The organism is Sphingomonas sp. Leaf32 (assembly GCF_001421765.1).
Classification (GTDB): domain Bacteria; phylum Pseudomonadota; class Alphaproteobacteria; order Sphingomonadales; family Sphingomonadaceae; genus Sphingomonas.
Map to the genome: position 1 here is coordinate 339,227 of NZ_LMLA01000009.1, position 13,853 is coordinate 353,079.

Below are 13,853 nucleotides of genomic sequence, written 5' to 3' on the forward strand. Positions count from 1 at the left end.
AACGAAAGCGATCGGCGAACGGAAATTCTAATATTTCCAACGCTATGCGGGTGTAGCTCAATGGTAGAGCAGAAGCTTCCCAAGCTTACGACGAGGGTTCGATTCCCTTCACCCGCTCCACATTTCCGACATCGCGACCATCGCTTCTTTCCCATCGCGCTCGGCTGCGGGCTGCGCTAGGGGCCGTGCGTGGCGTCGCTAGTGTATCAGGAAGGTTTCTCCGCGCGTCGTCCGGTTCCGCTGCCGCGTCGCATCGCCACGTTGGCGCTGGTGATCGCGATCCATGTCGCGATCCTGTGGCTGTTGCTGCGGATCGCGCCGGAAATGATGTCGCCGCCGCCGGGTGAGAAATCGCCGCTGGTCGTTGACATGCTGCCCGCCGATCGGGTCGCCCCCGCCGCCGCACCCGCCAGGCAGGTGCAGCGCAAGGCTGCGGCCGGTAGCACCAGCACCGCCCCGCCGGTCACCACCGTCGCGCCGCCGCCCGACGTGCCGCCTCCGCCGCCGGTGCCGGCCACGCCATCGAACGATGTCTGGTCGAAGGTCATTCCGATGACCGGCCGCGACTTCGCCCGCGCCGCGATCACGCCCGGCACCCGCAGCACGAGCGAGGGTGCGGGGCGCGGCAACGCGGCGGGCGACAGCGGCGATGGCGATGCGGATGTCGATGCCGGCGGGGGCAGCGGCGGGGGCGATCGGCTCTACGCCGCCGACTGGTATCGTCGCCCGACCCATGCCGAGCTGTCGACGTACCTGCCCCGCAACGCCCAGCCCGGCTGGGGCGAGGTCGCCTGCCGCACCATTCCGGGCAATCAGGTGACCGATTGCCGGGAGATCGGCCAGTCGGCGCGCGGATCGGGGCTGGCGGGCGCGGTGCGACAGGCGGCATGGCAGTTCCGCATCCTGCCGCCGCGCGTCGGGGGCAAGCCGCTGATCGGCAGTTGGGTACGGATTCGCATCACCTATACCGAAGACGGCGCGGCCGTGGAGTGATCTCCTACCCTATCGTCCTCCCGGCGAAGGCTGGAATCCAGCGATACTAGCCGTTCCGATAGAATCGCCGACATCCGACACAATGGATTCCGGCCTTCGCCGGAATGACGGATCGGCGAGCGCGATCCTTGCCCTCCCCGCGCCCACCCGCTAACCGGCAGGCGTTTATCCTCCGACATTTCAGGTGCCTTCCCATGTCCGCAATGTTCCGCATCACCCTTCCCGACGGTGCCGTCCGTGAGGTGATGCCGGGCACTACCCCGGCCGACATCGCCGCCGCGATCTCGCCGGGGTTGCGCAAGGCGGCGATCGCCGCGCGGGTCGATGGGCAGGTGCGCGACCTGAACCGCCCGTTCGAGGGTGATTCGTCGCTGGCGCTGGTGACCGCGAAGGACGAGGCCGACGCGCTGGAACTCCACCGCCACGACTTCGCCCACGTCCTCGCCGAAGCGGTGCAGACGCTCTATCCGGGCACGCAGATCACCTTCGGCCCGGCGACCGACGACGGCTTCTACTACGACTTCGCGCCCGCGCCGGGTCGCGGCATGTTCACCGACGAGGACCTGCCGCTGATCGAAGCCGAGATGCGCAAGATCATCGCGAAGGGCGAGAAGTTCGAGCGCGAGGTCGTCACCCGCCAGCAGCTGATCGATCGCTGGACCGCGCAGGGCGAGACGTTCAAGGCCGAATGGGCCGCCGAACTGCCCGAGGGCGAGGAACTGACGATCTATCGTCAGGGCCAGTGGCTCGACATGTGTCGCGGGCCGCATCTCGAATCGACCGCCAAGCTCGATCCGCAGGCGTTCAAGCTGACGCGCGTGTCGGGTGCCTATTGGCGCGGCGACCAGAAGAACGCGATGCTCAGCCGCATCTACGGCACCGGCTGGCTGTCGAAGAAGCAGCTCGACGCGCACCTGACGCGGCTGGAAGAGGCCGCCAAGCGCGACCATCGCAAGCTGGGCGCGGAGATGGACCTGTTCCACCTCCAGTCCGAGGCGCAGGGGTCGGTGTTCTGGCATCCCAAGGGCTATATGATGTGGCGGCAGCTGGAGGCGTATATGCGCCGCCGCTTGGACGCCCACGAGTACCAGGAAGTGAAGACGCCGCAGCTGATGGACGCGCGGCAATGGGAACAGTCGGGCCATTGGGGCAAATATCGCGAAAATATGTTCGTGGTGCCTGACGAGATTCCGAATACCGAGGATGAGGGCGCGATCGTCAGCGCCGATGCCGACATGATGGCGTTGAAGCCGATGAACTGCCCGGCGCACGTCCTGATCTTCCGCCAAGGGATCAAGTCGTATCGCGACCTGCCGATCCGCATGGCCGAGTTCGGCTGCTGCCACCGCAACGAACCGCATGGGGCGCTGCACGGCATCATGCGCGTGCGCCAGTTCACGCAGGACGACGCCCATATCTTCTGCCGGGAGGATCAATTGGTGCAGGAGGTTCGCGACTTCTGCGAACTGCTCGACTCGGTCTATCAGGATCTGGGCTTCACCGATTATGCGGTGAAGCTGGCGCTGCGCCCCGACAAGCGCTTCGGGTCGGAGGAGATGTGGGACAAGGCCGAGGCGGAACTGCGGGAGGCGGTGCTGTCGTCGAACCTGTCCGACGACATCAAGGCGAAGTTCGAGGAACTGCCGGGCGAAGGCGCCTTCTATGCGCCCAAGCTCGAATTCCACCTGACCGATGCGATCGGGCGGACGTGGCAGGTCGGCACGATCCAGTCGGACCGCGTGCTGCCCGAACGACTCGACGCGACCTATGTCGGGGAGGACGGCAATCGCCACCGCCCGGTCATGCTCCACCGCGCGATCCTCGGCACATTCGAACGCTTCCTCGGCATCCTGATCGAACATCATGCCGGGCGGATGCCCATTTGGCTGTCGCCGGTGCAGGCGGTGGTCGCGACGATCGTGTCCGACGCCGACGACTATGCGAACGAGGTTGCCGCAGCGCTGAAATCGGCGGGAATCCGCGTCGAAACCGACCTGCGCAACGAAAAGATCAACTACAAGGTGCGCGAACATTCGTTGGCGAAGGTCCCGGCGCTGGTCGTGGTCGGCAAGCGCGAGGCGGAGGAGCGCACCGTCGCCCTGCGCCGTCTGGGCAGCCAGGGACAGCAGGTGATCGCGCTGGACGAACTGGTCGCGATGCTGAAAGCGGAGGCTCTGGCGCCCGATCTTGCGCGGAACCTTTCGTAATCGCGCAAGATTGATTATATAGGACTTTCGTAAACTACAGGAGCACCACCTATCCGTCCGCCCATGATGCGTCGCCCCAATGCGCCGCCGCCGATGAACGGCCCCCGATTCAATGAGTTCATCCAGAGCCCCAAGGTCCGCGTGATCGACCATGAGGGGGAGAATCTGGGTGTGATGTTCACGCGCGAAGCGATGGCGCAGGCGCAGGAGGTCGGACTCGATCTGGTCGAAGTGTCGCCGAACGCCGACCCGCCGGTCGCGAAGTTCCTCGACGTGGGCAAGTTCAAGTACGAGGCGCAGAAAAAGGCCAACCTCGCCCGCAAGACCCAGAAGACGCAGGAGATCAAGGAGATCAAGATGCGTCCGAACATCGACGATCATGACTATGATACGAAGATGAAGAAGGTCGAGCAGTTCATCACCGAGGGCGACAAGGTAAAGGTCACGATGCGCTTCCGCGGTCGTGAGCTGAGCCACGGCCAGCTCGGCATGGCGGTGTTGCAGCGGGTCGCCGAAGCTACGCAGGAAATCGCCAAGGTCGAAGCCTATCCGCGCATGGAAGGCCGTCAGATGCTGATGGTGCTGTCGCCTAAGTAATTCGGGTACCGGCCTGTTTCGTCACTACCGCGAAGGCGGGAGTCCATGAACACGACCGTTGCGGCTTCTGCCGAACCGCCGGCGCGTATGGATTCCCGCCTTCGCGGGAATGACGACCTTGCCCATGGTCGACCTGACACGAGCAGAAAGGCCGTCATGTTCCCACGCGAACATGACGGCTTTTTCATGTTTCTTACCCTTGACCGACTCGCCCGACAGGCGCATCCGCCCCGTCGGACGGCTTCGGCCGCCCATTTTCGCCAACGTCCCGAGACAGGGTCCATGTCCGATAACGATTCCAGTCGATCGACCGTGCCGCACCGGCCGTCACCGCGTATCGCCTGATCGTTCGGGCGCCTCGCGGGGGATCGGCCGGCGCGGCCGGTCGCATCGCGCGAGGTGCATAGCATGAACACCACCATCCGGTTTCTGACCGATCCCTTCCGTCGCACCGCGTCGGTGCGCGACCCCAATGCCGCGTTCGACGACACGATGACGCTGGGCGAACGCCTGGCCGACCGCGTCGCCACCATCGGCGGTTCGTGGGGTTTCATCTCGACCTTCTGCCTGTTCCTGGTCGGGTGGTCGATCCTCAATACCATCGTGCTGGGGGCGCGGGCGTTCGACCCCTTCCCCTTCATCTTCCTCAACCTGATGCTGTCGATGCTGGCCGCGCTGCAGGCACCGATCATCATGATGAGCCAGAATCGCCAGGCAGCGAAAGACCGGCTGGAGGCGCGGATGGATTATGAAACGAACCTGCGCGCCGAAGCACAGATCAACCGCCTGCTGGAGGAAGTCGCCGCCATCCGCGCCGAACTGGCGTGCGAAGGTCGGGTCCGGCAGTTTGCGTAACTGGGTGGCGGTCTAATCCCCGCAACCGGATGCACCGCCATCGCTACCACAATCCGCCGATCCATGATGGGCGCCATGGGCGTCCGCACCGCTGTCTAAATAGACCAAGCCGCCATCGCCACCATCCGCATCGACCCGTCGTCCTGACGGTCGGCGTTCCCCGACATGACCGACAACAAGGGTGGCGATTACGGCGCAGGCGGCAACCGCGATATTCCATTCCATGCCAAGAAGATTGCCGCACCGACCGGTCGGTCGCAAGCGTCCGCTACTGGGACCACTGTATGGGCAGCCGTAACTACGCATTGATGCCCGGCAACGGGAAAGGATATTGCCGGCGGACCACGCCGGGGCAAACAGGGCAGCAGATCGCCGATCCACGTTGCCGCGAAAGGCCCGGCGGACCGACGATCGCCGCCTGGTCATCGCCGTTACTTCAACGTGTACGCGGTCACGCCATATACGCCTGTCGACATATAGTCTGACGTCACCACCAGCTTGGCGTCCGGGGTAATGGCGATCATGCCGCCCCGCCCGCCCTTCCACAGCGTCTCGTGGGTTCCGTTCAGGTTGACGGCGTAGATCGATCGGTCCGTGCTGAGGAATACGCAACCGTTGGTAACGATCACGTTCCCGATAAAGCTCTCGCCCGCTGGCGGCGTCCATGACCAGCGCACCGTCCCGTCCTCTTCGCTGATCGCGTCCAACCGGTTCAACGTGGTGCTACCGGCGTAGACGACGCCCCGCGCCACCGCCGGGATCGTCGAATACAGCCCTGCGCTCCGCCAACGCACCTTCGCGCCGACGGTGTCGTAATCGACGAGCGGCAACGACAAGGCATAGGTTCCGCCACCGCTGCCGGAATAGGCGATGACATGGCCGGCCGATCCGAGCATCGGACCACCACGATAGCTATAGCCATTCCACTGCCAGAACGGGTCGGGAATGCTCATCGCCTTGGCACCGGTCGCCCGATCGAAGACGTCGAGCGCGCCCGAATAATAGTAAACGTAACGCTCATCCGCAGCAGGGGTAGCGCCATCCCAGACGTGGCCGGCGGACCCCGCAGCCTGCCATTTCGCCGCACCGGTCGTCGTATCGAAGCCGTAGACGACATTGCCATAATAGCCGGATGCCAGATACACATTGTCGCCGATCGCCGCTAGTTGCGCAAAGTTGGACCATTGCGATGCAAAGCGCATGTCGCGGACATAGCGTCCGGTCGTCGCGTTCAGCACGATCAGCGGATTATCCCCGGACGACATCGACATGCTGGCAAGCGCCAGTTGATCGCCGACCAGCGTTGGTCCACCGGCCGAGTAGATGTTGCCGATATAATAGCTCCACACCTCCGCACCGGTCGCCGAGTTGATGGCATGAACGCTCTTGCTTCCATCGGCATTGCTACGCGTCGCGAATATCTGTCCCTTGCGGGCTGCAACGGGTTGGGTGAAAGATGTGCCTCCGGAACTCCACGTCCACGCGGGCTGGGTCGCGGCGGCCTCGAACGTCGCGTTGACATAACCGGTATGCCCGGCGTTCCGCTGCAGCATCGTCCAGTCGGCCAGTTCGATGTTGAGCATATAGGTAAACGACTGATCGGACCCCGGATAAGCCGTCACGCAGGGCGTTTCCTTGCACAGGCGCAGTCGCACGTTACTGGTCGCCGTACGCATCCCCGACAAACCGGCAACCGTCTTGAACCGCGCCGAATAGCGATTGCCCGTCAGGGTCGGCGTGCCGTCCAGCGTCAGTAGCGACGTGTCGAACGTCAACTCCGGCACCACCGGATCGCTGGTCGTCCCGGTATAGGTGGCATCGACGCTGAAACTGGTCGAACCGGTATCGGTAATCGTTTGTGTCGTGGCGGATGGAGCCAACGTGATCGCCAGCGTAGGTGGGGCTGGCGGTCCGATGATCGTCCCCGCCCCGCTGCCATTGCCGCCGCCACAGGACGCCAACAAGCCCGCCCCGACCAAGGCGCCCGTCTTCCGTATCATTTATTCCCCCTAGATGCCCGACCAAGCTATCGCAGGTCCATCCGGAGAGGGCAATTATCGTCGGAACCGAAACGAACCAGTCCCATCGATCACGTACCGGCTTGCGCGGGCGTCGACGGATCAGTCCCCGCCACCCCCACCGTCGCAACCGCCGCCATCGCTGCTGCCGCAATCCGACGATCCGCCGCTGTCGCCGAAGTCGAACCACCCTATCCCATCGGCTCCGCTATCGGTTCGACGCCGCTTCCGGGCGTTGGCGGTAGCGGCAATGGCGGCGATCACCATTACGACGGCAGCTGCGAAGAACAGCAGGATCAGATAGTCCATACGCAGGAAGCTAATTTAATCCCCACTCATCCGCAAGGAATTAAACGAACCCGGCGAATTCCTTGCCCGCCGCCGCGTCGAGCATCCGTCGCTCCAGCGATTTCAGCCGCAACTGGCCCGTAATCCGATCCCCGGTCAGGTCGGTGACATAAAAGGTATCGACCGCGCGCTCGCCATAGGTGGCGATATGCGCGGAATGCAGCGTCACCTTCGACTGGAACAGCGCTTGTGCCAGATGGTGAAGCAGCGCCGGGCGGTCGCGGGCATTCACTTCGATCACCGTGAACCGGTTCGACGCGGCATTGTCGATCAGCACGTTCGGCTCGATCGGGAACGCCTCGGCGCGCGGCCGCGACAGCGGCTTGGCGGCCAGCCGGTCGTTGAGCTTCATCCGGTTGGCCAGCGCATCGCCGATCGCGGTCTTGAGCCGCTGCAACTGTCCCGCTTCGTCGAAAGGCCCGCCCAACGGGTTCTGGACGAGGAAATTGTCCAGCGCCATGCCGGTGCGCGTCGTGTGGATACGCGCGTCGATAATGTTGCCGCCCGCCGCATGGATCGCGCCGGCGATACGATAGAAGAGGCCGGGATGGTCGGCGGCGTGAACCGTGACCAGGGTCGCGCCGCGATCCTCGTCCACGCTGGTTTCGATCGTCAGGCGGGTGTCACCCGACTGGTCGACGACGCGGGCATTGGCGGCGATCACGTCGTCGGGTTCGGCGATCCAGTAGGCCGGTGGCAGGTGGCGGACATAGGCGGCCAGCGTCTCCTTGTCCCAGCCCAGCGTCGCGCGCAGCGTCGCCTGTTTCTCGGCGATGCGTTCGTCCCGGCCGCGTTGCTTGTGGCCAAGGCGCAGCACCTCTTCGGCGGTTTCGAACAGGGTGGTGAGCAGCTGGCGCTTCCACCCGTTCCACGTTCCCGGCCCGACCGCACGGATATCGACGACGGTCAGCACCAGCAACATGCGCAGGCGTTGCGGCGACTGGACGACGCTGGTGAAGTCGAGGATCGTCTTGAAGTCGCTCAGGTCACGCTTGAACGCGGTTGCCGACATCAGCAGGTGATAGCGGACCAGCCACGCCACCGTCTCGGTCTCGGCCGGGGTCAAGCCGAGGCGCGGGCAAAGCCGCTCGGCAACTTCCGCGCCCAGGATCGAATGGTCGCCGCCACGCCCCTTGGCGATGTCGTGGCACAGCACCGCGACGAACAGCGCGCGCCGTTGCACGATGCCGCCGAACAGCGCGGTAGCGAGCGGATGCTCCTCGCGACAGATGCCGCGTTCGACCTGCGACAACAGGCCGATCATGCGGATGGTATGCTCGTCCACCGTGTAGTGGTGGTACATGTCGAACTGCATCTGCGCGACGATGCGACCGAAATCTGGAATGAAGCGGCCGAACACGCCGCATTCGTTCATCCAGCGCAGCACCAGTTCGGGATCGCGCGGGGACGTCAGCACGTCGAGGAACAGCTGGTTCGCGCGCGGGTGCGATCGGACATGCGCCGCCATCCGCGCATCGCGCGACGCCGCGCGCATCGCCAGCGGATGGACTTCGAGACCGTGGAGATCGGCCAGCGCGAACATCTCGATCAGGCGGACCGGATCTTCGGCGAAGAAATCGTCCTTGGGTAGCGCCAGCCGCCCGCGATCCAGCACGAAGCCGTTCAGCCGGCGCGGACGACGGCGCAGGCGGGGAAAGCCGAACCGGCTGCCCCGCGCGGCATAGGTTTCGTCCAGATGGCTGAGGAACATGCCGGTCAGGTCGCCGACCCGCTTCGCCTGCAGGAAATAATATTGCATGAACCGTTCGACGCGCGATTTGCCGACCCGGTCGCTGTAGCGCATCCGCGTCGCGATCTCGGTCTGCACGTCGAAGGTCAGCCGCTCTTCCGCCCGGCCGGTGATGAGGTGCAGGTGACAGCGCACCGCCCACAGGAAATCCTCGGCCCGGTTGAACTTGCGCAATTCGGGTGCGCTCAACAACCCCGCCTGCACCAGATCGGCGGCGCGGCGGACGTTATAGGCGTATTTGCCGATCCAGAAGAGGGCGTGCAGGTCGCGCAAGCCCCCCTTCCCTTCCTTTACATTGGGTTCGACCACATAGCGCGTGTCGCCGAGCTTCTTATGCCGGGCATCGCGCTCGGCCAGCTTTTCGGCGATGAAGGTCCGGGCGGTCCCTTCCTGCACCTCGGTCTTGAAGCGCTGCGCCGCCTCCGCGTACAGCGCCGTATCCCCCCACACATAGCGCCCCTCGACCAGTGCGGTGCGCACCGTCACATCGCCCTTGGCCTGGCGCACCATGTCGTCGAGCGAGCGCGACGAATGGCCGACCTTCAGCCCCAGGTCCCAGAGCGCATAGAGCGTCGATTCGATGACCTGCTCGGACCAGGGCGTCTGCTTCCACGGGGTCAGCACGCCGATGTCGACATCCGAATGCGGCGCCATTTCCCCCCGGCCATAGCCGCCGACCGCGATCAGCGTCATGCGTTCGGCCGCGGTCGGATTATGGTTGGGATGCACCCGCTCGACGATGAACCCGGCCAACGCGACGAGGATCGCGTCGGTCAGATAGGCATAGGCCGCCGCCGTCTCCAGCCCGTGGCTGGGATTGGCCAGCAGCCGCCGCTCGATCTCGCCCCGCCCGCGCGCCATCGCGTCGCGCAGGACGGCGGTTGCGGCGCGGCGCAGCGCCACGCCGTCCTGGCCTTCGCCGGAAAGTGCAGAGAGCGACGTCGCCAGCGCGCCGCGATCGACGATCGCCCGTGGATCGACGATCCGTTCGAACCGCGGCGGCGTAGCGAGGTCGGGTTGGACCGCGTCGTTCAGGCGCCGCCCTCCGGCACCTTGGCCACGCCGACCAGCGCCGGGCGCAGCAGCCGGTCGCGGATCATGTAGCCGGTCTGGATTTCCTGCAAGACCGTTCCCGGCTTCGCGTCGCTCGACGGCACTTCGAACATCGCCTGATGCTTGTTTGGATCGAGCGGTTCGCCGACCGACACCATCTTGGTGATGCCATGGCGGCCGAACACGCTCTCCAGCTCGCGACCGGTCGCTTCGAGGCCGACGATCAACCCCTTAAGCCGGTCGTCGCCGCGCAGTTCGTCGGGGATCGCCGACAGCGCGCGCGACAAATTGTCGGCGACCGACAGGATGTCGCGCGAGAACGCGGTCGCGGCATAGGCGCGGGCATCGGCCACTTCCTTTTCGGCGCGGCGGCGAACATTCTGCAGATCGGCGCGGGCATAGAGCACCTCGGCCTGCGCATCGGCGAGCTTCGCCTCCAGTTCGGCGTGGCGATCCGCTTCGGCGACTTCGGGGGCGGCCTCTGCGGTGGCTTCGCGCAGGTCGTTCGTATCGTCGTTGGCGGGGATGTCGTTCATTCCAGTCTCTTCTTTGTCAGCCCAGCAGGCGGGCCAGCGTTGCTGCGGTGAAATCCACCATGGGCACGACGCGCGCATAGTTCAACCGGACAGGCCCGATCACGCCGACCACGCCGACCACGCGCCCGTCCAGCGCACGGACCGGCTTGGCGATCACCGACGATCCGGTCAATGCGAATAGTTTGTTCTCCGACCCGATGAAGATGCGCGCGGCATCGCCGTCCTGCGCTGATTCGAGCAGCCGGGCGATCTCCTCCTTGCCCTCCAGTTCGTCGAGCAATTGCCGTACGCGGTCGAGGTCGTGGCTGGCCGCATCGTCGATCAGCCGCGCCTGTCCGCGCACGATCAGCACCGGGCGATGGTCGCCATCCTCGCTCCACATCGCAAGGCCGTTTTCGACCAGCGCGCGGGCGGCGACGTCAAGTTCGGCGCGCTCTTGCCCTATCTCTCGCAGGATGCGGCTGCGCGCTTCGCTCAGCGTCAGGCCGGACAGGCGCGCGGTCAGGTAATTGCCAGCCTCGACCAGCGCGGCGGGGCTGGCGCCGGGCGTCTCCAGCACGCGGTTCTCGACCGAACCGTCCGCGCCGACCAGCACCGCCAGCGCGCGCGTGCCCGACAGCGGCACGAACGACACCTGCCGCAGCACCGGTTCGCGCTTGGGCACCAACACGACGCCCGCGCTGGCCGACAGGCCGGACAGCGCGGCGGCGGTGCCGGCAAGCGCCTCCTCGACCGGTCCGGCGCTGTCGGCCTGCGCGGCGATCGTCGCGCGTTCCTGTGCCGATGGCTCCATCGCGTGCATCATGCCGTCGACGAACAGGCGCAGGCCGGTTTCGGTCGGCATCCGCCCGGCGCTGACATGCGGTGCGGCCAGCAACCCGGCTTCCTCCAGGTCCTGCATCACCCCCCGGATCGAGGCGGGCGAGAGGTTGAGGCCCGACAATTGCGCGATGGTGCGCGATCCGACCGGTGCGCCGGTCGACAGATAGGAATCGACCACGATCCGGAACACGTCGCGCGCGCGGTCGGTCATCTCGTGGATCGGTGCGGTCATGTAAGGGGATGTAGAGCGAAGTCCGCTCATGGAAAAGCCAATCCTCCCCGCTCCGCGGGGAGGGGGGGACCAGCGAAGCTGGTGGAGGGGGGTGGCCTCGCAACGCAACGGTTCCGTATGCGGACCGCCCCCTCCACCACCGCTTCGCGGCGGTCCCCAGTATCGGGAAGGACTTAGTTTGCTTCGATAAACTGCTCGATCGGCAGCTCGTTCGGTGCCGAGCGCAACGCTTCGTTCATCGCCTGCTCGCGCATCCGGCAACCATAATAGAAGGACAGATGCTGCGACCCGCCCGACAATTCGGTCCAGCGCACATCGACCGAGGGCATGTCGGTCGGCGCATTCTCACACCCCGGCTGCCCCGGCTGCACCAGCCGCTCGGACTGCGGACGATAGGGCTGCAGCTTTGCGGCGAACGCGCGATACTGGTCGGGCGATGCCCGGAACGTGCGGATGCCGCTGACCTTCGTGAACCGCTTGCCCTCGAACACGCCCGCACCATTGGGCTGGATCGTCACGCGGTACACCGGACAGGTTCCGAAACAGGGCGACGTCTCATACGTAATCGTTTCGCGCTCGATCGCGACCGGCGCGGTTTGGTTGGTCGTGTTGCCGACCGCCATCACGCATCCGCCGAGCATCGGCACCATCGCTAACGCTATCATCTTCATCATCGGCTCCCTGTTCCAAGTCGTTCGTTTCGGCCCCGCATCCCTGGGCGTACCGCTGAGCGGCTGGCGCGGGGATGAACGGATCGCTAGTGCTGAGCAAATTTCAGGAGATTCCCATGCGCCCATCCGGCCGCACCCCCGACGAAATGCGCCCCATCACGATCGAGACGAACTTCACCCGCCATGCGGAGGGTTCGTGCTTGATCGGTTTCGGAGACACCAAGGTGCTGGTGACCGCCTCGCTCGAGGAACGCCTGCCGCCATGGCTGCGCGGCAAGGGCGAAGGCTGGGTGACCGCGGAATATGGCATGTTGCCCCGCGCGACGCACACGCGCGGCAGCCGCGAAGCAGCCAAGGGCAAGCAGTCGGGCCGCACGCAGGAAATCCAGCGGCTAATCGGCCGTTCCCTCCGGGCGGTGGTCGACCTGAAGGCGCTGGGCGAACGTCAGATCACGCTCGATTGCGACGTGATCCAGGCCGATGGCGGCACCCGCACCGCGTCGATCTCCGGCGCATGGGTCGCGCTGCGCCTCGCGGTCGATGGCTTGATGCGCGAAGGCAAGCTGGAGGTCGATCCGATCAGCCGGCAGGTCGCGGCGGTCAGCTGCGGCATCCACAACGGCACCCCGGTGCTCGACCTCGACTATATCGAGGATTCGGCGGCCGATGCCGATGCGAACTTCGTCCTGACCAGCGACAACAACATCGCCGAGGTGCAGGCCACCGCCGAGGGCGCGTGCTATGACGAAGAGGCGCTGCTGCGCCTGCTGCGGCTCGCCCGCATCGGTTGTGGCCGCATCTTCGCCGAACAGCTGCGGGCAACCGGGCGATGAGCGGCGAGGGCAAGGAACCACAGGCGATCCGCAAGCTGCAACCGGGCAAGCTGGTCATCGCCAGCCATAACCCTGGCAAGATCCGCGAGATCGCGGCGCTGCTTGGCCCGTACGGCGTCACCCCGATCTCGGCGGGCGCACTCGACCTGCCCGAGCCGGAGGAAACCGGCACGACCTTCGTTGCCAATGCCGAGCTGAAGGCGTTGCAGGCCGCCGACCTGTCGGGCCTGCCCGCGCTGGCCGACGACAGCGGGCTGTGCGTCGAGGCGCTGAACGGCGATCCGGGCATCTTCTCGGCGCGCTGGGCGGGGCCTTCGAAGGATTTCGACGCGGCGATGCAACTGGTCGAGGACCGGATGCAGGCGACCGGACCGGATCACAGCCGCGCGGCGCATTTCGTCTGCGCGCTGGCGCTGGCGTGGCCAGACGGCCATGTCGAATGGTTCGAGGGCCGCGTCGACGGGCAATTGATATGGCCGCCGCGCGGTGAGCATGGCTTCGGCTACGATCCGATGTTCATCGCCGAAGGGATGGACCAGAGCTATGGCGAGATCGATCCCGACCACAAGCATTCGATCAGCCACCGCGCCGATGCGTTCGCGCAACTGGTGAAGGCGGTGTTCTAAGAGCGTCATGACTGCACCTAGGGCCGATCGACATTCAGCTACTCCCGGTGTCGTTCCTGATCGCCGCCTCCAACCTCTCCGTCACCCCGGACTTGTTCCGGGGTCCACGGCGCGGCAATCGGTGCGGCGTAAGCCTCTATCGACCGCGATCACGGCCCGGTGGACCCCGAAACACGTCCGGGGTGACCAAATAAAATGTGAATGTCGATCCGACCTAGGCGGCGTGGACAAAATCAGCACGCCTGTTTCTACGGGACGTGCACCGACTGGACCTCGAGGCGTGCCTCTGGCGCGTCCCGCAATTGGGCGTGG

13 protein-coding genes and 1 tRNA gene are annotated in these 13,853 nt (G+C 65.5%); 8 read left to right on the top strand and 6 right to left on the bottom strand.

What is annotated here, in order from left to right; genetic code table 11:
* Nucleotides 1–46 precede the first annotated feature (46 nt).
* From ASE83_RS13730 to ASE83_RS18565, 6 genes are all read left to right on the top strand, one after another.
* Nucleotides 47–120, top strand: a tRNA-Gly gene (locus tag ASE83_RS13730).
* Between the two features lie 69 nt (nucleotides 121–189).
* On the top strand, nucleotides 190–993 hold the full coding sequence (locus ASE83_RS13735) for a hypothetical protein (RefSeq protein WP_055791118.1): 804 nt from the start codon (nucleotides 190–192) through the stop codon (nucleotides 991–993).
* A gap of 194 nt (nucleotides 994–1,187) precedes the next feature.
* Nucleotides 1,188–3,200: a threonine--tRNA ligase gene (gene thrS / locus ASE83_RS13740; protein WP_055791122.1), complete on the top strand. Its 2,013-nt coding sequence runs from the start codon at nucleotides 1,188–1,190 to the stop codon at nucleotides 3,198–3,200.
* A 63-nt stretch (nucleotides 3,201–3,263) separates the two neighbouring features.
* Nucleotides 3,264–3,797: a translation initiation factor IF-3 gene (gene infC, locus ASE83_RS13745; protein ID WP_055758887.1), complete on the top strand. Its 534-nt coding sequence runs from the start codon at nucleotides 3,264–3,266 to the stop codon at nucleotides 3,795–3,797.
* A 408-nt stretch (nucleotides 3,798–4,205) separates the two neighbouring features.
* Complete coding sequence (locus ASE83_RS13750; protein ID WP_055791125.1) at nucleotides 4,206–4,652, top strand: DUF1003 domain-containing protein; 447 nt, start codon at nucleotides 4,206–4,208, stop codon at nucleotides 4,650–4,652.
* Between the two features lie 165 nt (nucleotides 4,653–4,817).
* Nucleotides 4,818–4,961 (top strand): hypothetical protein, encoded by a 144-nt coding sequence (locus ASE83_RS18565; RefSeq protein WP_156353135.1) that lies wholly within the window; start codon nucleotides 4,818–4,820, stop codon nucleotides 4,959–4,961.
* A 122-nt stretch (nucleotides 4,962–5,083) separates the two neighbouring features.
* On the opposite strand, the gene ASE83_RS13755 is transcribed toward ASE83_RS18565, so the two are convergent.
* From ASE83_RS13755 to ASE83_RS13780, 6 genes are all read right to left on the bottom strand, one after another.
* Nucleotides 5,084–6,652, bottom strand: coding sequence for an outer membrane protein assembly factor BamB family protein (locus ASE83_RS13755; protein ID WP_055791128.1), 1,569 nt, complete (start codon nucleotides 6,650–6,652; stop codon nucleotides 5,084–5,086).
* 120 nt (nucleotides 6,653–6,772) lie between these two features.
* Entirely contained in the window at nucleotides 6,773–6,979 is a 207-nt protein-coding gene (locus ASE83_RS13760; RefSeq protein WP_055791133.1) for a hypothetical protein, read from the bottom strand.
* A 40-nt stretch (nucleotides 6,980–7,019) separates the two neighbouring features.
* Entirely contained in the window at nucleotides 7,020–9,752 is a 2,733-nt protein-coding gene (locus ASE83_RS13765) for a [protein-PII] uridylyltransferase (RefSeq protein ID WP_443024320.1), read from the bottom strand.
* 47 nt (nucleotides 9,753–9,799) lie between these two features.
* Nucleotides 9,800–10,357 carry a nucleotide exchange factor GrpE gene (locus ASE83_RS13770; RefSeq protein WP_055791140.1) on the bottom strand — a complete coding sequence of 186 codons (558 nt, stop codon included), beginning with the start codon at nucleotides 10,355–10,357 and terminating at the stop codon, nucleotides 9,800–9,802.
* A 16-nt stretch (nucleotides 10,358–10,373) separates the two neighbouring features.
* The gene (gene hrcA, locus ASE83_RS13775; protein ID WP_055791143.1) at nucleotides 10,374–11,411 is read right to left on the bottom strand and encodes a heat-inducible transcriptional repressor HrcA; all 1,038 of its coding nucleotides are present in this window, start codon (nucleotides 11,409–11,411) and stop codon (nucleotides 10,374–10,376) included.
* Between the two features lie 173 nt (nucleotides 11,412–11,584).
* Nucleotides 11,585–12,082, bottom strand: coding sequence for a DUF6438 domain-containing protein (locus tag ASE83_RS13780; RefSeq protein WP_082443351.1), 498 nt, complete (start codon nucleotides 12,080–12,082; stop codon nucleotides 11,585–11,587).
* A gap of 116 nt (nucleotides 12,083–12,198) precedes the next feature.
* On the opposite strand from ASE83_RS13780, the gene rph reads away from it, so the two are divergent.
* Both rph and rdgB read left to right on the top strand, forming a co-directional pair.
* Nucleotides 12,199–12,915 (top strand): ribonuclease PH, encoded by a 717-nt coding sequence (gene rph, locus ASE83_RS13785; protein WP_055791268.1) that lies wholly within the window; start codon nucleotides 12,199–12,201, stop codon nucleotides 12,913–12,915.
* A complete protein-coding gene (gene rdgB, locus ASE83_RS13790; protein ID WP_055791152.1) occupies nucleotides 12,912–13,541 on the top strand; it encodes an RdgB/HAM1 family non-canonical purine NTP pyrophosphatase in 630 nt (209 codons plus the stop codon). The genes rph and rdgB overlap by 4 nt, the downstream gene beginning before the upstream one ends.
* The last annotated feature ends 312 nt before the right edge of the window (nucleotides 13,542–13,853 follow it).

Bases quoted from the DNA above. Each gene is read 5' to 3' on its own strand.
- thrS (WP_055791122.1), top strand. From the start codon at position 1,188: ATGTCCGCAATGTTCCGCATCACCCTTCCCGACGGTGCCGTCCGTGAG.
- infC (WP_055758887.1), top strand. From the start codon at position 3,264: ATGATGCGTCGCCCCAATGCGCCGCCGCCGATGAACGGCCCCCGATTC.
- ASE83_RS13750 (WP_055791125.1), top strand. From the start codon at position 4,206: ATGAACACCACCATCCGGTTTCTGACCGATCCCTTCCGTCGCACCGCG.
- ASE83_RS18565 (WP_156353135.1), top strand. From the start codon at position 4,818: ATGACCGACAACAAGGGTGGCGATTACGGCGCAGGCGGCAACCGCGAT.
- ASE83_RS13755 (WP_055791128.1), bottom strand. From the start codon at position 6,652: ATGATACGGAAGACGGGCGCCTTGGTCGGGGCGGGCTTGTTGGCGTCC.
- ASE83_RS13760 (WP_055791133.1), bottom strand. From the start codon at position 6,979: ATGGACTATCTGATCCTGCTGTTCTTCGCAGCTGCCGTCGTAATGGTG.
- ASE83_RS13770 (WP_055791140.1), bottom strand. From the start codon at position 10,357: ATGAACGACATCCCCGCCAACGACGATACGAACGACCTGCGCGAAGCC.
- hrcA (WP_055791143.1), bottom strand. From the start codon at position 11,411: ATGACCGCACCGATCCACGAGATGACCGACCGCGCGCGCGACGTGTTC.
- ASE83_RS13780 (WP_082443351.1), bottom strand. From the start codon at position 12,082: ATGAAGATGATAGCGTTAGCGATGGTGCCGATGCTCGGCGGATGCGTG.
- rph (WP_055791268.1), top strand. From the start codon at position 12,199: ATGCGCCCATCCGGCCGCACCCCCGACGAAATGCGCCCCATCACGATC.
- rdgB (WP_055791152.1), top strand. From the start codon at position 12,912: ATGAGCGGCGAGGGCAAGGAACCACAGGCGATCCGCAAGCTGCAACCG.